Source organism: Nostoc sp. DedQUE04 (assembly GCF_034530995.1).
In the GTDB taxonomy this organism is placed as follows: Bacteria; Cyanobacteriota; Cyanobacteriia; order Cyanobacteriales; family Nostocaceae; genus Nostoc.
On the sequence record NZ_JAVRCA010000064.1, the window covers coordinates 1 to 19,648 of the forward strand.

Genomic DNA, 19,648 nt, shown 5'->3' on the forward strand with positions numbered 1-19,648 from the left:
GAAGGAATAAAGCTGTACTGAGTTTTTTTCAAAAATCAAATATGAGTCCTATAGTTTTGCATAACAGATTTTGGGCAATGCGACTATATTTTTGTCAAAACTAAACAATATTATTCAAAAAACATCCACCGAATTTATACGTATTTATTAGTCGTTATTTTATCCTTGACACTACTTCTAAAGATGTGACTAATAGATAGCCAAAGCATCGAGAAGGGGAGCCTTTGCTTTACTCAAATGCAAGGTGGGGTTCTTTATTGTTAATTTATGCAAGAGGTCTACTGTGAATTTTGTTATCCAATCTCAAAATCCCCCAATTTCTTGGGGGATTTTAACTGCGTAATCTCAATCTCTTAAAATGTGAAAGTAGTCCGAAGTACACCTACAGTCGTAGTCTCATTGTTGCTGTTACCTTCTGGGTTAAATAGAACAAACGCACCAGGGGTAATGCTGATATTATCGCTAACTTGAAGGCGGTAATAGGCTTCCAAATGGTAAGGAGTCGCCCGATTCTCGCCTGTGGGGGTAAGTTGAGCAGAACCACCAGTATCGCTACGGAAAAGCGGCTGACCAAAAAGAATCCCGGCTGTATTTCCTGACTTGAATAAATCTTTAAAGTGAATTCCCGCCATCCAACTTGTAAAGGTGGTGGAAGCATCCACGCTATTTGAAGCAGCATCAACAAATATTGCTGCACCGTAGCCAGATAAGGCTATCTTGGGAGACAATCGCCATGTTACCGTACCGCCAACAGAGTTGAGTGTGAGCGGTGTTCCAACTGCAACTCCTGATAAAGCACCGATATCACTACTAACTAATCCTGTAGCCAAAATATTGATTTCGTGATAACTGTGGGCATAGTTTAAACCAATATCAAAAGCAGGACTTGGCTTGAAGGTTAACTGTGTGGCAATAATACTACTACCACTAAATAAACCTGCTCCCAAAGGTGTAGTAGAAACTCCTGGTACTGCTTCAGCCGCAGATTTTTCCGGTAAATTGGCATTTACACTGCCGTATAAAGCTCTTAAATCAAAATTTGGCGAAATGTTAAAAATAAATCCCGCCGCCGATGCTAAACCAGTACCCGAAGTTCCACCAGAAACCCGTAGTACAGGATTCAAGTTGCCAAAACGAGATATTGACTCTTGTCCTTCACCATAAAAAGGCGTAATTGTTGGGAAAGCATCTGATGTCTCTGCCGCAGTTCCCGCAAACAAGGTTAATTTATTAGCCACGGGAAAGACATATAGCAATTTGTAAACCTGAACGCTGTTTGCGCCAACGCCCGACAAAGTATTGACATTTATCCCCGGAAATTGCGGCTCAAAACTGGTACGAGCGCTACTTGCACTTAAAAGTGGCGAAGCTAATCCTAAACCTTGTTGCAGGCTACCCTCTCCAGTGGCTCCACCCAAAAAATTATAGGCTTGCAATCCAGTAATTAATGAATCTTTACCAGTAAAGCTAGTGGTGAGATTTAACCGTACTCTATTGACTAAGATGATGTTCGGGTCACTATCATTAGGAGCGCCACCGCTAGCACCAACACCAGCAATAATTACCTCACCATTGAGTTTGGTCGTAGTAGAAAACTGATTTGCTTCTAGTTCTGCTGTGCGAGCTTCTACAGCATCTACTCGACCCCGCAATGTTGCCAATTCCGCCGCAAATTGTTCTTGTAGTTTCTGCAATGTGGCTAAATCTTCTTTTTTGACCAAATCACCAGTTGCAGTCGCAATCAGTTCATTTATTCGCTCTAAACAAGCATTTAAGCCAGCAGCAAATTCATAGCGAGTCATCGCCCGATTACCGCGATAGGTTTGATTGGGATAACCTGCAATACAACCATAGCGCTCGACTAAAGATTGGAGTGCCTGAAAAGCCCAATCATTCGGCTGTACATCAGACAATTGCGATACGGATGTTACTTGTGCAAGTTTGTATGAGGTTGGAGATGAACTTGCAGGTTGTGGTGTGATTGGCTGCCATAAGTTAACAGCAGAATCTATTCCTAAATCTTGAATTTTTTGCTGTTCATTGACTGAGGGTAAGTTTTTTTGGCTCTCATTAGCTATCAGCAATTTACTGGAGATATTATTTGCTAAATCGCTTTGATGAGAATAATTATTTTCATAGCTGCCGTCATTTTGATTAACAGCTACGTTTTTATCTGCAATTTTTAAACTAGGAAGGGCTTGCACAGGTGATAACCCGACAATTAAACATAAAAATCCCATCCCACTAGCAAAAGCTAGTAGATATTTTGCCATCATGACTCCCAACACCTATAAAATAGTGGAAAAATTCATTGCGATTTTAAAATGGATTGATAAGTAAATTTAAAGTAGATTTAGCAAGAGAGTCTTGTCAACTTTAAATTTTGGATATCAGGATTTTTTCTGAATTAACTTATCAAAACGTCAGCTTATATCGCAGGTATTAAATTCTAGTAAATACTATTTTCGGAAAGAATTAACAAAACATCATATTGATAGTTTCTATAATTACGATAGCAATCCCAAATGATTTTTGAACAACGCATTGCGTAAAATGCTTGATTCATAAGCCTTCTAAATTTTCTCTGTTCAAATATAAAAAATAATTGCTATATTGACAAAAGAATAATTTCCATAAGTCTGATTTTGTGATATATGAATATAGGTATTGATCCGAGGATTTCGGCTCAATACCTAATAAAGAATAATTGACTCAAAAAAATTAAGAGGCTGCGATCGCTGCTAAATTTGGGTGTAGGCTAAGATTCGGCAAGAAAACAGCATATTGTAGTTCACGATTTCTCTGATTGAGATATTTCAAGTATTCAATCCCACCAATAGGCAACAACCACCGCATCACAATCTTGGTGAACATCCTCACCCCATAATGCCCCTTCCAATCTAGTTCTCAGTCGGCGCTTCAGGCGGAAACCATAATCTTCATTCGTGCCATCACTTACCTCTACTGAATCAGCTCGCCATTTTTTGCCCAAGTCTAAAAGCTCAGACACTTTTGTATCTTGGTTCTCTGTCAGAATGTACAGTGTATCGGCAGGATAGGCAACGAAATGAATGATGCTGGTTTCAGGCATGGGACGATAGTTTGCCATTGCAAGTAGGGTATCGACCATACCACCAAAGCTTAAACCGTTTTCATCTGGTGCAAAGATTGGTTTTGTGAATAGAAAGCTTGACCATAAATTTCTGTGGTTGGAAAGGTCAGTAATCACTTGTTTGCCATCAAACTCATTGAACCGACGCTGCCAAACCAAGCCAGCGAAGAGTTCTTGGGGAGAATAGGATTCCGCAATCGATTGGATTTTGCCTAAATCAAGCATCACATTTACGGTAAGTAATATTTTTAACAAAACATTTGTAACTACCCTTGCAGTTTATTTACCCAGTGCCTGCTATTCTTATAGTTACTTCGGTCTGTCATAGCAGATAGATTATCCTCGATAATGTTTTATTTGTGAGCGCTCATATACCATCGTGGTAATGTGGGTGCTTTTACTTTATCAACAAAGGCAGAAGGCAGAAGGAATATTGCCCTCTGCCTCCTGCCTTCTTCTGGTGATGTCTGGTGTTTGGTACACTAAGCTGATAATGAAGCTTTGACTTGACCAAAACGGCGATCGCGATTTTGGTAGCTCAACAAAGCTTGATGAAATGCTTCTCGATTAAAATCTGGCCAAAGAATATCGGTGAAATACATCTCTGTATAAGCCATTTGCCATAAGAGGAAATTACTCAATCGCATCTCACCGCTAGTACGAATCAGCAAATCGGGTTCTGGAGTGTCTGCTGTGTAGAGGTGTTGTTCTACAAGACTTTCATTCACTTCTTGGGCGCTAAGTTCGCCCTGTTGCACGAGTTGAGCTACTTGACGACAAACTCTGGTAATTTCGTTGCGGCTACCGTAATTGACTGCAATAGTAAAGTGGATTGCTTGATTGTTCAATGTCTCTGTCATTGAACGTTCCATTTCCATTTGTAGAGACTTGGGTAAAGCCGATAAATCTCCAATAAACGAGATACGTACTCCTTCTTGATGCATCTGAGCCAACTCGCGGCGTAGTAATCGCTCAAACAAATGCATTAGAAAATCCACTTCTTCAACAGGACGCTGCCAATTTTCTGTGGAGAAAGCGTAGGCTGTCAACGCTTTGATTCCCCAATCTTTGCAGCAACGCAATAGTTCTTTGAGCGTTCTTGCTCCTTGGCGATGTCCAGCAATGCGCGGTAATCCTCGACTGGTTGCCCATCGGCCGTTACCATCCATGATGACGGCGATATGTTGGGGGATTTTTTGGGGATTTAAATCTATGGGTAATTTTGATTTGTTATTTGTCATTTGTCACTTGTCCTTTGTCTTTTGTCATTTGTCTTTTGTTTTTACTAATGAGTAGTTTCAAATAAATTTTGTAAGTACTCTGGTGTGAGGGTGTTGTTCCAACTCCACAAACGATGCATTGTGTAGGTGAAGGTAAATAGGAGAGTTATTTTGTTGGTTAATGACCAAGCATTCCAGTTGAGTGTACCCATCATCCGGCGAAGAGTACGCATGAGGTTGTTACGCTGATAGTTTGGCGATCGCGTTTTAATCAGGGTGCGTCCAATTCGCATCAACCCAGTATCAGGGAAAGCCCAGACTCCAAACCCCCAGAATTTGGTCATGTGGTTGATTTCATCCTGCGCTAGTTCCTCTAGAACATCCTGGAGTGCGCCTGTGGTGTGAGCCATCAACCAAATATAAAGACAAGTTGCACCGTATTCTGTGGCAATGCGGTGTAAACCGTGGCGATATAAGTCTTCGTGAGGGTCATCTGTGGGAAGATAGCTTCTAACAGTACGAAGTTTTGGGATAATTTTCTCGCCTGTTAATTGGGTGTAGACTTTGATTAATGCGGGTGTGTGCTGACGTTCTTCCTTTTCCCACAAACCAAGTTCTAGCAATTCGCCATCTTTACCGACAGTTCCACCAACAAACCGAGCCATCTGAGGATGCAATTTTTCCAAATACTGCCGACTGGTTTGGGTATAACCGCGAATGGGTGCTTCTGTATCCATCGCACCGATCGATATAGATAAAAATACCTCTGCGTCTAAGCCGATAATTTGATTGCGGTTAATTGTCTGCCAGTCGATGTGTTTCCAGGGACGCGGTTGGGGATTGGCAAACTGTATCGGTAAATCTTGCAGACGAGCGTGTAGTTTTTCGACTGCAATATATTTGTCTATGAGGGAACGAATGCGCTGCTGTGTTCGCAAGTAATGAGGACTGAGATAGCTTTGACCTGCTAAATCTTCTGCAATTGGGCTGAGGGTATTAAGCATATTTTTATACTTAAATTTTTATCTCTATGCCCAATAGCCTAAGCGATCGCACTATCGTTTGTCAGTCGGCTGAAGTCGGCAATTTTATGCGATCGGGTTGCAAAAGTCGGAGGAAAAGTTGGTTAGGGAACTCCAAGAAATAAATTATCCAATCTTGTGAGGTAGTCCTCACAAACGCATTTTTGGGTTAGCAGACTACTAGGCACTTCTCAAAGCCACAATCGGGTCGAGTTTAGCAGCGCGACGTGCAGGAACAACGCCAAAGAATAAACCAATACCTCCAGAGACACCAACAGCCATAGTAATGGCTACAGGAGAAAGACTCGCTTCTAAAGGAGTCAAGGCTCCCACTAATAGGATGCCACTAACACCAACCGCAGTCCCAACTAAGCCCCCAGCCGCAGAAACAATCACTGCCTCAATGATGAACTGGAGCAAAATATCTTGCTCAGTTGCCCCGATCGCTTTTCGCAATCCGATTTCTTGGGTGCGTTCGGTGACGGAGACTAGCATAATATTCATGATGCCAATGCCGCCGACAAACAAGGATATGCCGGCGATCGCAGCTAGCATAATTGTCAATGCACCTGTAATTTGACCGACAGTTTGCAAAGCATCTTTCTGGGTGCGAAGAGTAAAGTCATCTTCACCATTAATTTTGTGTCTTAGACGCAGCAAATTAGTAATTTGAAATTCTGCTGCATCCACACTATCGGAATCACGAGCAGCAGCAACGAGATAATCTAAGGCAATACCATAAGGAGAATTTTTGCCCACAAGTCGGTTTGCTGATGTGGTGATTGGTATTAAGGCAGCATCATCATAATCTGCTCCCACGCTGGAACCTTTTGCTGTTAACGTCCCAATTACTTGAAAGCTGGTATTTCCAACTCGCAATTGCTGTCCTACAGGGTTACTATTACCGAATAGTTTTTCTGCCAAATCTCCACCCAGCACTACCACTTGGTTACTTCGCTTGATGTCTATCTCAGAGAAAAACCTGCCTTTAGCAGTTTCAAAATCCCGCACTGATAAAAAGGAGGGAGTTGTGCCAATGATGTTGACATCGGTATTTCTGTTGCGGTATGTAATTACCTGTCTTCTGTTTAACTCTGGTGCAACTCCTACTACTGTTGGTACTTGAGAAGCGATCGCATCCGCATCTTGCAACACCAGAGTTTTTGGCACTTCAAAGGAGATTCGCTGAGTTTCTCGATTACCTGGCAGTACAAATAGCACATTTGGCCCTAGTGACTCCAGCTGTTTATTAACGTATTTTTGTCCACCTTCACCAATGCCAATCATCGCAATCACCGAGGCATTGCCAATAACTATACCCAGCATGGTGAGGGCACTACGCAGCTTATTTGACAGCAGGGTTTTCCCCGCCATATTCATGCTTTCAAGGAAATTCATATCTTATATAATTACGAATTACGAATTACGAATTACGAATTACGAATTATTCTGTTCTTTTGCCTTCTCAATTTTGTAATCTTTGGGTGGGTTAACAAAAATGCGATCGCCTTCTTTAACTCCCTCTAAAATCTGAGTTTGGTCTTGAATTTGTGCCCCAACTGTAACTTCGCGGAACTGGGGTTTATTCTTTGCATCGGGTACGAGTACGCCAGTTTTCCCCTTTTCGGTGACAATTGACACCGTTGGTAATACCAAGGCATTATTAACGCGATCGCCTAAAAAAGTCAGATCCACATTTAAGCCAGAACGTAGTTTATCTATGCCAGTATCAATAGCAACCCGCACCTGGAAGGATGTCACACCTTGTTCCACCACTGCTTCGGGAGCAATCAGACGTACATGACCTTTAAAAACTTGGTCGGGATAGGCATCAGCGACAATTTCCACCTGCTGTCCCTGTTTCATTCTGCCAAGATCGGCTTCGGGAACTTGAGCTAATATTTCTAAACCGCGTGCTACAGCAACAATTGAACTGGAAGTTGCCGATGCACTAGTAGATGCGGAAGTTGTGGGTGTAACAAATGCACCTGGTTCGGCATACTTTTGGGTAACAATTCCCGACAAAGGAGCGCGAATAATAGTATCTTCCAACTGCACTTGTACACCCTTTAACTGAGCCTCAGCAGATGCTACAGCGGCTTGACGCTGGACAATTTCTTCAGAACGGGTTCCATCTTCTAACAGTACCAATGCTGCCCGTGCTTCGTTAACAGCGGCTTGGCGTTGGTCGATTTCTTCACTGCGAGTGCCAGTTTGGACTAACGAGAATCGTTTTTTAGCTTCTTCTAAATTGGCTCTAGCACTTTTGTCATCGCTGATGGCTTGATCGAGTAATTGTTTATTCTCTGCTCCCTGTTCGTATAGGTATTGATAACGCTTTACCTGTTCGCTGGTGTAATTCACCCTTGCTTGAGCTGCATCAACTTGGGATTGAGATTGAGCAATCTCTTGGGGACGATTACCAGCCTTTGCCGCAGCTAATTGGGCTTGAGCTTGTGCTAATCGGGCCCTCGCTTGAGCGATTTCTTGAGGACGACTACCAGCAAGGGCTTGGGCTAGCTGTGCTTGACTTTGGGCTAAGTTAGCACGGTACTGGCTCCTTTGAGCCTCAATAGCAGCGCTATCCATGCGGGCGAGAATTTGCCCTTGTTGAATGCGATCGCCTTGTTCCACGTATAATTGCGATAGCACTCCGGGATTCTTCGGACTAATATTTACGCTCTGAACTGGCACGACTTTGCCACTAGCTGTAATCCGCAACGTCACGTTTTGGGCTGCTACTGGCACAGTTAGTTGAGCAATATCTTCTTTGTTTGTCCCTTGGTTTACTAAAGTGTAAGTTGTTATAGTACCCACAACCAAAGCACTCCCCGCTATCAGCCCAATCAGCCAGCGCGATGGATGCTTAACTTTGCCAATAACTGGAATTTCTATGTGCGTAGCCATATTATAGAAGCCTGTAAATCTTGCGGTATAAGAATATTTTTTAGTTAGAGGACAAGTGGAGAGTACGGAGTTGTTAAAGCTTTAGAATTAAATTTTTATGAGTTAACTAACAACTAGACGCATAATTAGCTTCACAGTTGCTTAATCTTACTTCATACTAGGCATTCGTATTTCTGTATGTCTTCACCTGAAAGGGTGACTTTAGCCACAGCATATTAGTGCAATTCTGAACTATTCGTGAGAAACAAGATCCCCGACTTTTTTGAGAAGGTGGAAATCTACGGCTGGCAATTCTCACAAATCAGATAGGATTGCTATAGTGCGATCGCGCTTTAGTTGCTCTGTATCCTTTGCTTTTTCCCTACTCCCCATTCCTTACCGCAAAGCAGTTTGTAATTATTGCTGAAATTGGGTTAATAACCAAGCACCAACTTGACTTTGATTTATTTGACGAGTTCGCCCTAATGCATCGTTTAATAAAGAAATTGCTAATCCTGGTAATACCTGAGATTCTGTAATCCGCCTACTACCTTGGTTTTCAATAGCAAAAGCCATAACTTGGGCATTCTGGACATTTAAAATCCAGTATTCTTTCACTCCTAAATCTTCGTATAAAAGTCGTTTTTCACCTCGATCGTCAGCAAGTGAGGTATTAGCCACTTCAATAACTAAATCTGGTGGTGAATATATATCTAAATTGATGATAGAAGTGCCGTAGGGAATGACATCAGCATTTTCACCAATATAGTAAGACACATCAGGTTGAGCTTCCTTAAAGCCTGTTTTCCGATATGTACAATTATCCTTGCCATTTAGAGCAATGCCTTTAATGCTCGCAAACAAGTTAACAGCAAAGATAATAATTGTATGGTCGCTGGCATGGTCATTCCCGATTGGCGGCATTTCAATCCTCATCTGTCCATTGTGGTAGTAGCCCTTGGCTTTTTCGTAGGCAGGATTTTCAATTATTTGGATATATTCATCCCAAGTTGCTGTTATCCAGCTATCGGTTGCTAGTTGGGTCTGTAATTCGCTCATAATATTGCGAAAGAGGAACTTTAACAACGATCATACAAGTTTCATTTTCCAGCACTAAGCTGACACCAAAGCTTTAACTGCATCCTTGCTAACAATTTTCGTAGGGTGTGTTACGCGGGAGGCTAACGCACCGATGGTCTACTTTTACAAAACCAGTCTTTAAGGCGGATGAACGAGTATCTGAGGTGGATGAACGGAGTTCCGAGGTGGATGAACGGAGTTCTGAGGTGGATGAACGGAGTTCTGAGGTGGATTAACGGAGTTCTGAGGTGGATTAACGGAGTTCTGAGGTGGATGAACGGAGTTCCGAGGTGGATTAACGGAGTTCTGAGGTGGATGAATAAGTATATTTGTAATTTGTCTGGGCACAGCTTCTCATTCGCTCAAACCCATGTGCTTATATTGTAGGCTGTGTCTAACCTACAGTTGTAACTTGAGCAAGGGTTTTAGCTATGCAGGAATAGCACGCTTGTAAAGCTGAAACCTGGTCAGGGCAGAGGTTAGGGTGTAGGGTGTAGGGTGTAGGGTGTAGGGTGTGGCTGAGTGGGTGCAGGTTTAAAGCCTCGCCCCACGCGCACGAAAAATCCTTATTTCGCAAGGCAGGTAAAAGCCCCACCCGGAGTGTCTGTCTTAATTTCCCTACACCCCACACCCAATACAACCTGCACCCTGTTCACTTTTCTTGATTTTTCCCTACACCCTACACCCTACCCCCAACACCCTGCCCAGACGAGCTTTCAGCTTTACAAGCGTGCCATTCAGCTATGCAGTCTAGAAATTTATTTCTGGACGGTTAAACAACGCAGATACTTAAACTTACCTACTAGTTTGCAACTAGTAGCTCGGTGCAAAAATTTTCCGTCACTTTTTCCTGTACTTGATTCACAATCATAGAAACAAACTCGTCAAGGTCGAATGGCTTAAGTAAATATTCTTCAAACTCTACATCTGGAATTTGATCGCAAGTACCTGTGGTAGATGTTGAAGTCACAATGATTGGGATATGCTTACCATTGTCTAGCTCTATAGCATCCAATCTATTTAGCAATGTATAAATACTTTCACCTAAAAACCTAATTTCACTGACAATAATGTTGGGTGTGAACCAACTCAGGGTTTCTAAAGCCTCTTCTATGGAACCAGCGGTAATCACATTTGCGCTGAGGTCTTCGAGTAAAAAAGCATACAAATCTCTACTATCGCGATCGTTGTCTACAACGAGTACTTGTACACCTTTGAGTATCCTAACTGCCAAGCAAAAGTCATTGATTAAATTCATAATAAGACCTGCGATTAGGGCTTTAAGGGCAAAGCTATTTGAAAAAACCGTAGTCTTAAGGGAACGAGACAACCGGATAGGTTAAAGAAAAAGTAGCAGAGAACCATTAAATGGTTAAAATTACTAGGTTCTATTCTTATACTATGAGCAGATATATTTGATTTACTAAATGAATTGATTAACTACGACATAAAACGTAGAAAAACTTTTCAAATAAGGGCACGGTATGTTCCCTCCGAAAATCTGTGGTTCAATTAACTGAAAATAGCCATAAAGGATTAATCAACAAAACTATTCCCATTCGCTATCCTCAAGTTCCTTCTAAGTAGGACTTACGCAGAAGAGATCCCCCAACCCCCTTAAAAAGGGGGCTTTTAAGATTCCCCCCCTTAAAAAGGGGGGCTAGGGGGGATCAAGCTTTCAAGTTTTCAGTGCGTAAGTCCTGCTAAGGCAATAATAAGGTGGCTTCAATTTCCTGCTTGGTAGCAGCCGTTACTTCACAATTGCTATGCACTCTTTGAGACGCTGCACCAACGTAGGAGAGGGGCTGAGGGAGAGGTCAAAATAGCACTCGTCGAACTCACGTTATATTAGCCCTGCAATTAATTACAAGGCTAATATAGTAGAAGTTATTAGTTATTTCACTTTTTTAAAACCACATTGAAAGAATTTAAATAGCCATTAATAGTTTTAGCTAATGTCTTCTGCTGTTTTTTGGTAGTGATTGCCATTACTTGATATAGTCTTCCTTCGGCAACATACATTCTACTTATAGTAATTTTCCCTCCAGAATTGATGTACTGAATTTCTTTGCCGGGATGATTATTGTAACTGCGAATGTTTCGTTGACTAATTAAATTACTTTTCGTAGTCTTTAAAGCCATATCCCGTGCATTATTAAGTACAGCTTGAGGATCGGCCATTTCACCGTAACTATAAGGAAAATCATTGTAAGCAACTATGTATGCTACTTGCTGTTTTGGTGGTTGAGCAATAAATATTTCTAAGGTAATTTCCCCCATGTAAGTTTTTTGGGATTCGGTATTTCTATTGGGGTTTCCCGGCATCAAAATTGTAAAACGTCCATCTGGAGCAGTGTATAACTTCCATTGTGGCTGCACGGGTTGAGAAACCTTTGGTTTGACAACAGCTACCGGAGATTTGGGTTGACGCGCTTCCACAAGAACAGAGCCACCACAAACAATGGTGGCGGCTATTAGTGGCAACAGACTTTTAACTGTCATATTTTTTGCCCTTTGAGATAGCGATCTCACTGATGATGCCAGCTGTTATAACCTAGCAGCACATAAAGCAGCACCAATTAGGCCGACTTGCGAGTTGAGGATAATATACACCGGGATCTCTTCGAGGAGGCGGCGCATCCTACCTTTTTGGGTGAAATTTAATAAGAAACCGCTGTTTTGAATTAAGGGCAGAATTTTGGGCGCAATTCCACCAGCGATGTATAAGCCACCGTAAGGTAGGAGTTTCAGGGCGAGATTACCGGCTTCTGCACCGTAAGCTTCTACAAATAATTGCAAAGTTTGTTCGGAGAGGCGATCGCGTTTTTCTAGTGCAGCTGTACCAATGACAGCACCAGGATCGACACTTTTCTCTTCTTGTCCGGCTTCTTGTTCCCAAGTTCTAACGATTTGGGCAATATCTGGTGATTCTGTGGCAAATTTGCGATCGCGCAGAAATTGGTAAATTGCCACAATTCCCATTCCAGAAACCACGCGTTCCACAGAAACGCGCTGGATATCATGTTTACCTAGCAGGTATTTCAACAGTTGAAACTCGATCTCGTTCCGAGGAGCAAAGTCAGCGTGTCCACCTTCTGAAGAAAAAACTTGATAGTGGTTCCCCTGCTTAATTAAAAATCCTTGCCCTAAGCCAGTACCAGCACCAATAATTCCAATGGGGGTTTCGGGTTGAGGTTTGCCAACTTGTAATGTCAGCAAGTCTTCTTTTTGTAAACCTGAAATGCCATAGCCAACGGCGGCGAAGTCATTAATCAAAGAAATATGCGGGATACCCAATTCTTCTTGTAGACGTTCGGTATCCAGGAACCAAGCTAAATTGGTCAGTTTAGCAGTATTTTTGACAATGGGGCCGGCGATCGCAAAACAAGCCTTTTCTGGTGTAGGTGTATTAGCTTTGACCAAAAACTCCTGCACTATCGGTACTAAATCAGGAAAATCGGCACTGTGGTAACTTTCCTGATAAATAGTATGTAAAGCTGGTGAGTCTGATTTTTCAACCAATTGCAGAATAGTTTTCGTACCGCCGATGTCTCCTGCTAGTAATAAAGTCATAGAACTTATTCGGGGATTAATTACTTTATTTGTGGGATATACCCAACCTACCAGAAGCTATGAACACAAATATCTATCAGAGGTTTAGGCAAATCGAATCACTTCTTCTATGTGGGTTAAATGGGAAGTATCTCCCTTTAGTTCCAATAACCATTCTGGATCTTCGCGTACCACTTTTACCAACGAACATAAAGAAGCTTTAACTTCTGTTTTGGCAATTTCCCCCACTAGCCCCATTGCTCCCCCCAACACAGATGCCCCATGTGCGACTAGCAAGATATCCTCTGGAAAGAACTCAGTAGCTAAACATCTGGCAGTTTGCCCAGAACGTTCTCGCACTTTTTCGTGAGTTTCAGGATATTTGGCGGCGATGCGCGAGGTATAGCTGGTGTCAATTCTGGGGAATAATTTTGCTAATGCTGGAGTTGAGAGTCTTTCGGGTTCTTCTGTCATCCAAACTGGATTTAGCCATTCACTCAAGCCTGTTTCGAGTTTAATCGGCAAGTCGAGCATTTCTGCAACTGCATTTGCCGTTTGTACGGTTCGCAGAAAAGGAGAAGCGAAAATATGGCCAATATTTTCTCCTTTTAATCGTTTAGCTAACTGCTGTGCCTGCACCATACCATCATTAGACAAGGGTGGATCGTAGCGTCGTTCAGCGGTAAGAAACCAATCGGGGTTTACGAAGTCGAGGCGGTTAGCGTGTCTTGCTATCCAGACTATTTGACTCATGGGTTTAATTATTCCGATGAATAGAATTCGCCGCTAAACAAATATATAGATATCTGCAAGGACGGCTGCAAATATTAATATAGGACAAAAATCGTAATAATATTTAATAATACTAATGATTAGAAAAAGTTATCATTGCTGTCAATGTAGCTTTTCTTAAAGCCTTGTTCGCCATTTTTTTAAAGCTACATCAACAATAAGTAAGGGACAAAATTTTAAATACCTTCAGCTTTAGATTGTCATCTCAAAATAAGCGAACGTACAGTAAGTATTAGTTACTTTGGAGAAGCCAGCCATCCCAAGAATTTCTCCAGTTTCGGCTGGACGAATCGCACCTCATGTTTTGCTTAAAACCACAAGCAGCTAAACGATCGATACCAAAACAATTCAAATTTGAACAACCAAAATCACCCTCAGTGAACCCGCTAGACAGTTAAACAAACCGTAAGCCGAGTTATTGGTTCTCTGTGGGTACTGATTGCCAAGCAAGGCGATGTTTCCAGTGTGATGTGAAATTAAGTTGAACTGCTTGCTTAAAGTTTTCCAAAGCTACTGAAAACGCTTTCTCTTGTAGCTCACCTTGGTTGTTCAACTGTTTAGGGCATTGTGGATTCCATACATATTTTTGACAAGTTTGGTGGGCAATTTCTAGATCGCTACCATTTTCAGGATTTTGAAAGACGGGATGATAATGTAACCTGTTGCAGCAAACTTGCAACCATTCTTGCCACCCACACTGCCACAAGCGGACTGTTCCATCAAGACTACCACTGGCAATCAGTTTACCATCAGGGCTAAAAGCTGCGGAATTTACCCAATACTCATGCCCGCGCCAAGGTTGACCAATGGAGTTGCCGTCAATATCCCACAAGCGCACTGTCGAATCATTGCTGGCACTGACAATCCACTGACCATCAGGGCTAAAGGCCACAGAATTAACTTCTTTTTCATGCCCGCGCCAAGGTTGACCAATGGGGTTGCCGTTGCTATCCCACAAACGCACTGTCGAATCATTACTGGCACTGACAATCCATTGACCATCAGGGCTAAAGGCCACAGAATTAACTTCTTTTTCATGCCCGCGCCAAGGTTGACCAATGGGGTTGCCGTTGCTATCCCACAAACGCACTGTCGAATCATTGCTAGCACTGACAATCCATTGACCATCAGGGCTAAAGACCACAGAATTAACTTCTTTTTCATGCCCGTGCCAAGGTTGACCAATGGAGTTGCCGTTGATATCCCACAAGCGCACTGTCGAATCATTGCTAGCACTGACAATCCACTGACCATCAGGGCTAAAGGTCACAGAATTAACTTCTTTTTCATGCCCGCGCCAAGGTTGACCAATGGAGTTGCCGTTGCTATCCCACAAGCGCACTGTCGAATCATTGCTGGCACTGATAATCCACTTACCATCAGGGCTAAAGGCCACAGAATTAACTTCTTTTTCATGCCCGTGCCAAGGTTGACCAATAGGGTTGCCGTTGCTATCCCACAAGCGCACAGTAGAATCATTGCTGGCACTGATAATAAACTTGCCATCTGGGCTAAAGGCGACAGAATTGATCCAATTCTCATATTTGCGCTGCGATCGCCCGATAACTCGATCTTGTAATATTTGATCTAGCTCCCACAAACGCACAGTTTTATCGCCACCACTAATAATCAGCTTGCCATCGGGACTAAAGGCTAGGGAATTAACCTGTCCTTCATGTCCCCGCCAAGGTTGAGTCATGGGGTTGCCATTAATATTCCACAAACGTATTGTGCGATCGCAACTACCACTAACAATAAACTTGCCATCAGGGCTAAACACTACAGAATTTACACTTCCTTCATGTCCGCGCCAAGGTTGACCGATGGGATTACCTTGGATGTCCCACAACCGCACTGTCGAATCACTGCTACCACTGACAATAAAGTTGCGATCGGGGCTAAAGGCGGCGCAAATAATTTTTGCCTCATGTTTGTGCCAGGGTTGAGTAATGGCGTTACCTTGTAAATCCCACAAACAAACCGTTCCGTCAAAACCAACAGCGATCATGCGTACCCCGGAGGGGTTGGCGCAGCCATCGCCATTTGGGTTAAAGGTGACGGAAATAACTCCTTCCTTGTGTCCGCACCAAGGTTGAGTAATGGCATTACCTTGTAAATCCCACAAACACACCGTTCCGTCAAAACCAACACTGACAATAGAATCGCCATTTGGGTTAAAGGTGACGGAAATAACTCCTTCCTCATGTCCCTGCCAGGGTTGAATAATGAGATTACCTTGTAGATCCCATAAACACAAAATTCCGTCAATACTGCCACTAACAATAAATTTGCTATCAGGACTAAAGGCTAGACAATTAACCTCTTGCTCGTGTCCCAAGAAAAATTCGGCAGTGGGATTGCTAATGATATTCCATAAGCATACAGTAGAATCACTACTGCCACTAGCAATAAACTTGCCATCAGGACTAAAAGCTACGCAATTCACCTCTTGCTCGTGTCCGCGCAAGTTATTTGCCTCTGTGGGTGTGTTCATTGCTTCCTTTAAGCTTCCCAAAACAGAAGCTAGAAGCTGGTTTGGGTATTTCTCTAGATTCTCACCCATTGTTTGAATTGCCAGCAGCAAACCCTCTAGCGGTTGGACGGGAAGTAAATTCAAAACCCTGGCGGATTGCTCGCGCAGTTTTAATTCAGTCAGCGCAAGGTTTAACTTTTGAATCTCTTGTTCCTGGCGATCGCGCCATCCAACACTAGCATTAATAAATTGATTAGCTTGTTCGCTGAAACAACTAAATATTTGCTCTTTTAGTTCTTTATAAGTCTTTATCTTCAAAACCTGGGTTGCAATATTTTCCCTTTGCCACAGTACATCTAAGGTGTATGCCAGAAGTGGTAAATAATCATTTTGTTGGTGAAAATCATGAATAATTTGCTCAACTAGTCCTTGTTCAAAGGTAACGCCAATTCTAGCAGCAGGTTCAGCGATCGCTAACTTTAATTCGCGATCGCTCATTCTAGTGAGTATACGACTATAGCGATCGTGGAGCTTCGCAAGTTGGGGATACTCACTAAATTTATCCAAAAAATCAGACCGCATTGTTAAAATAATTTTGACAGAGCTATCCTGCTGCTGGAACAATTGAAAGAGACTATCAACAAATTTATCCCGTTCTGGCTTTTGAGTTTTCGTAAAAAGTTCTTCAAATTGGTCAATAAAAATCAGAACGCACTGATAATCTTGTTTGAGTAATGTAACAATCTTAATTAGAGTATTTTCTCTTATTTCTCTAGCAATATCCGCTAGTGGCGATTTTTTTCCATAAGTAAAAGCAAGACACTGATAAAGAGATTTAAAAGGATTCTCATCTGGGTGAAAACTTATATTAATTAATGAATTGTTATTATTTCCTAAATAAGGAATTAAACCTGCCCGAATCAATGAGGATTTGCCACTGTCTGATGCTCCTAAAAGCAAGAGAACATTATCTTGGTTTAAGCGATCGCCCAGATTAGCAATCCACTTTTCCTGACCAAAAAATTTGTCTTTATCTTTAATTTCAAAAGTTTTTAGTCCTAAGTAGGGAGAGTCTATTTTAAGCGGACGATAATGAATGTCCTCAAAATTACTGTCAGAAAAAAAGTCGTATTCAGAAATACCTTGGACATTACACCCAATATTTATATCGCTTTCAGAACTGTTAACCATCTTATCTCCTTACCTTTGGACATCTCTGGCTAAATCTTTACCTCAGTTATAGTTCCTCGGCTAATCTTTGTAAGTACCTCAACAAAATTAATTACACATTCTCTTGTAAAGCTTTCCCTGTCACCGCCCTATAGAATCAAAAGTCGAATTACCCCCCTTAATCCCCCCGATGTATTGGGGGGAAAAAAGAAATATAGTTCCCTCCCCTTGTAAAGGGGAGGGTTAGGGTGGGGTAAAACCCGGATTTGTCAATTATTTCCCACTTGTGTGTACACGGTAGCCTATAGGATAGAAGTTTTGTAAATCCCATCCCATCTGTAAAAGATTAAGGTTTTAAATAGATTTATTCAGCAAAATTACTTAAGTAATTTTCAAAAATATGTAGTAACTTTATCCTAAAACGCCGGAAATGACAAACGGGATGGAACTTTTTGATAACCTACACCTTGCTATGTTTAGCGGCAAAGGTGGAGTCGGAAAAACGACAATCTCCTGCACCTTTGCATATCGTTGGGCGCAGAAATTTAGCAATGAGCAAATTCTTTTAATCTCAACCGATCCAGCTCACTCTCTTGGAGATGTCTTACAAGTTAGCGTTGATGACATTCCTCGTCCCATAGCAGAACTACCCAATCTACTAGTAAGGGCGTTGGATGCAAAGCTTCTGCTACAAAAGTTTAAAGAACGTTATGGTCAGGTATTAGAACTGCTAGTGGAACGGGGTAGTTTTGTTGAAGGAGAAGACTTGTCTCCAGTTTGGGATTTAAATTGGCCTGGACTGGACGAATTGATGGGTTTGTTAGAGATCCAACGCCTTTTCAACGAACAGCAGGTAGATCGAGTAGTAGTAGATATGGCTCCTAGCGGTCATACTCTCAACTTGTTTGGATTGATGGATTTTTTAGACACTTTCCTCCACTCTCTGGAACTGTTTCAAGAAAAGCATCGGTATATTAGCAAGACCTTTGCTGGAAGTTACACACCCGATCGCGCTGACGACTTTTTGCAAACCCTGAAAGCTGAACTATCGCAAGGTCGCCGTCTCCTTCAAGATCCTAAGCATACTGCTTGTTTGTTAGTTGCGATCGCCGAACCAATGAGTTGGTTGGAGTCAAAACGATTCCTAGAAGCCTTACAAACCATGCAGGTTCCTTGCGGAGGGTTGTTTGTTAACCAAGTTATTGGCAGTGCCACTGACCCAGATCGTTACCAAGAACAACAACCACTGATCGGTCAGTATACGGTTCTTGCTAACGGAAAGCCGATTTTTATCGTGCCACAGCAAGATAAAGAGCCTTTAGGGATTCTAGCCCTCGGCCATCTGATCGACCAAATCCATATTCCTCAACTTGAACCGCTATTTCCTATCGATCTACTCCCAGTTCAATGGCCGGAAACAATTCCTCCTAGCTTTGGAGATTTTCTCACCCAAGGTCGCCGCCTGTTATTAATTGGCGGTAAAGGTGGAGTAGGCAAGACCACAGTAGCAGCTGCGATTGGTTGGGCTATGGCTCAACAACATCCCGATCGCAAAATTCGTATGGTTTCTATCGATCCAGCCCACTCCTTAGGTGATGCCTTTGGTTTGAGTTTAGGACACGAACCATATCAAATAACTGCCAATCTTCGAGGTCAGGAAGTGGATAGCGATCGCATTGTCGATCAATTCAGAGCCGATTACCTATGGGAACTGGCCCAAATGATGAGTGGCGAAACCCAAACAAGCGAAGCCATTGAAATGGCCTATGCTCCTGTTGCCTGGCGCAAAATTGTCGATCAAGCTTTACCAGGGATTGATGAAATACTTTCCCTGTTAACAGTAATGGAATTGCTAGAGCAACAAGAAGAAGACTTGATTATTTTAGACACTGCTCCTACAGGTCATCTTCTGCGTTTTCTAGAAATGCCAACTGCATTAGCAGACTGGCTAGCTTGGATTTTCAAACTCTGGATCAAGTATCAGAATGTCCTTGGTCGTACAGAGTTTATGGGGCGTTTACGAACTTTGCGACAGCGCGTGGTCAAAGCCCAAAAAGTGCTAAAAGACCCACAACAAGTAGAGTTCATTGGGGTTACGCTTAACCAGACAAGCGTACTTGCCGAACAACAACGCTTGTTCAAATCTATGCAAGAAATAGGTGTAAGTCAGAATTACCTTGTTCTAAACCGCTTTACTTCTACAGCAACCATTAATTGCGATGACTGCGAGACAAATTTTCCAGGTTTGACAATGGTTCGCTTACCAATGCTTCCTCGCTCAGTTCAGCCTTTAGAACGCATCCAAGCAGCCGCAGCCTGTTTATTTTAACGGCTAATTAGA

At 42.3% G+C, this 19,648-nt stretch carries 14 protein-coding genes; 1 reads left to right on the forward strand and 13 read right to left on the reverse strand.

Going from position 1 to position 19,648, the window contains the following annotated elements:
• Positions 1–353 precede the first annotated feature (353 nt).
• The 13 genes from RM049_RS30965 to RM049_RS31025 all read right to left on the reverse strand — a co-directional run bounded on the left by RM049_RS30965 (position 354) and on the right by RM049_RS31025 (position 17,328).
• Complete coding sequence (locus RM049_RS30965) at positions 354–2,273, reverse strand: iron uptake porin (RefSeq protein WP_322670370.1); 1,920 nt, start codon at positions 2,271–2,273, stop codon at positions 354–356.
• Positions 2,274–2,824: 551 nt separating this feature from the next.
• Positions 2,825–3,337, reverse strand: coding sequence for a hypothetical protein (locus RM049_RS30970; RefSeq protein ID WP_322706928.1), 513 nt, complete (start codon positions 3,335–3,337; stop codon positions 2,825–2,827).
• 257 nt (positions 3,338–3,594) lie between these two features.
• Positions 3,595–4,353: an isoprenyl transferase gene (locus RM049_RS30975; RefSeq protein ID WP_322670359.1), complete on the reverse strand. Its 759-nt coding sequence runs from the start codon at positions 4,351–4,353 to the stop codon at positions 3,595–3,597.
• 44 nt (positions 4,354–4,397) lie between these two features.
• The gene (locus RM049_RS30980) at positions 4,398–5,336 is read right to left on the reverse strand and encodes a ferritin-like domain-containing protein (protein WP_322706895.1); all 939 of its coding nucleotides are present in this window, start codon (positions 5,334–5,336) and stop codon (positions 4,398–4,400) included.
• A 198-nt stretch (positions 5,337–5,534) separates the two neighbouring features.
• On the reverse strand, positions 5,535–6,752 hold the full coding sequence (locus RM049_RS30985; RefSeq protein WP_322706896.1) for an ABC transporter permease: 1,218 nt from the start codon (positions 6,750–6,752) through the stop codon (positions 5,535–5,537).
• Positions 6,753–6,791: 39 nt separating this feature from the next.
• Positions 6,792–8,261 (reverse strand): efflux RND transporter periplasmic adaptor subunit, encoded by a 1,470-nt coding sequence (locus RM049_RS30990; RefSeq protein ID WP_322706897.1) that lies wholly within the window; start codon positions 8,259–8,261, stop codon positions 6,792–6,794.
• A 396-nt stretch (positions 8,262–8,657) separates the two neighbouring features.
• A complete protein-coding gene (locus RM049_RS30995; protein WP_322706898.1) occupies positions 8,658–9,299 on the reverse strand; it encodes a Uma2 family endonuclease in 642 nt (213 codons plus the stop codon).
• Between the two features lie 159 nt (positions 9,300–9,458).
• Positions 9,459–9,668: a hypothetical protein gene (locus tag RM049_RS31000; RefSeq protein WP_322706899.1), complete on the reverse strand. Its 210-nt coding sequence runs from the start codon at positions 9,666–9,668 to the stop codon at positions 9,459–9,461.
• A 454-nt stretch (positions 9,669–10,122) separates the two neighbouring features.
• On the reverse strand, positions 10,123–10,578 hold the full coding sequence (locus tag RM049_RS31005; protein WP_322706900.1) for a response regulator: 456 nt from the start codon (positions 10,576–10,578) through the stop codon (positions 10,123–10,125).
• Between the two features lie 641 nt (positions 10,579–11,219).
• Positions 11,220–11,822 (reverse strand): hypothetical protein, encoded by a 603-nt coding sequence (locus RM049_RS31010; protein ID WP_322675661.1) that lies wholly within the window; start codon positions 11,820–11,822, stop codon positions 11,220–11,222.
• Between the two features lie 45 nt (positions 11,823–11,867).
• On the reverse strand, positions 11,868–12,893 hold the full coding sequence (locus tag RM049_RS31015) for a glucokinase (RefSeq protein ID WP_322683475.1): 1,026 nt from the start codon (positions 12,891–12,893) through the stop codon (positions 11,868–11,870).
• 84 nt (positions 12,894–12,977) lie between these two features.
• Positions 12,978–13,625 (reverse strand): histidine phosphatase family protein, encoded by a 648-nt coding sequence (locus RM049_RS31020; RefSeq protein WP_322675659.1) that lies wholly within the window; start codon positions 13,623–13,625, stop codon positions 12,978–12,980.
• A 454-nt stretch (positions 13,626–14,079) separates the two neighbouring features.
• Positions 14,080–17,328, reverse strand: coding sequence for a WD40 repeat domain-containing protein (locus tag RM049_RS31025; protein ID WP_322706901.1), 3,249 nt, complete (start codon positions 17,326–17,328; stop codon positions 14,080–14,082).
• Positions 17,329–17,737: 409 nt separating this feature from the next.
• On the opposite strand from RM049_RS31025, the gene RM049_RS31030 reads away from it, so the two are divergent.
• Positions 17,738–19,636: an ArsA family ATPase gene (locus tag RM049_RS31030; protein ID WP_322706902.1), complete on the forward strand. Its 1,899-nt coding sequence runs from the start codon at positions 17,738–17,740 to the stop codon at positions 19,634–19,636.
• Positions 19,637–19,648 lie beyond the last annotated feature (12 nt).

Coding starts and splice junctions, on each gene's coding strand:
- RM049_RS30990 (WP_322706897.1), bottom strand. CDS start 8,261: ATGGCTACGCACATAGAAATTCCAGTTATTGGCAAAGTTAAGCATCCA.
- RM049_RS31005 (WP_322706900.1), bottom strand. CDS start 10,578: ATGAATTTAATCAATGACTTTTGCTTGGCAGTTAGGATACTCAAAGGT.
- RM049_RS30965 (WP_322670370.1), bottom strand. CDS start 2,273: ATGGCAAAATATCTACTAGCTTTTGCTAGTGGGATGGGATTTTTATGT.
- RM049_RS31025 (WP_322706901.1), bottom strand. CDS start 17,328: ATGGTTAACAGTTCTGAAAGCGATATAAATATTGGGTGTAATGTCCAA.
- RM049_RS30985 (WP_322706896.1), bottom strand. CDS start 6,752: ATGAATTTCCTTGAAAGCATGAATATGGCGGGGAAAACCCTGCTGTCA.
- RM049_RS31010 (WP_322675661.1), bottom strand. CDS start 11,822: ATGACAGTTAAAAGTCTGTTGCCACTAATAGCCGCCACCATTGTTTGT.
- RM049_RS31015 (WP_322683475.1), bottom strand. CDS start 12,893: ATGACTTTATTACTAGCAGGAGACATCGGCGGTACGAAAACTATTCTG.
- RM049_RS30995 (WP_322706898.1), bottom strand. CDS start 9,299: ATGAGCGAATTACAGACCCAACTAGCAACCGATAGCTGGATAACAGCA.
- RM049_RS31030 (WP_322706902.1), top strand. CDS start 17,738: ATGACAAACGGGATGGAACTTTTTGATAACCTACACCTTGCTATGTTT.
- RM049_RS31020 (WP_322675659.1), bottom strand. CDS start 13,625: ATGAGTCAAATAGTCTGGATAGCAAGACACGCTAACCGCCTCGACTTC.
- RM049_RS30970 (WP_322706928.1), bottom strand. CDS start 3,337: ATGCTTGATTTAGGCAAAATCCAATCGATTGCGGAATCCTATTCTCCC.
- RM049_RS30975 (WP_322670359.1), bottom strand. CDS start 4,353: ATGACAAATAACAAATCAAAATTACCCATAGATTTAAATCCCCAAAAA.
- RM049_RS30980 (WP_322706895.1), bottom strand. CDS start 5,336: ATGCTTAATACCCTCAGCCCAATTGCAGAAGATTTAGCAGGTCAAAGC.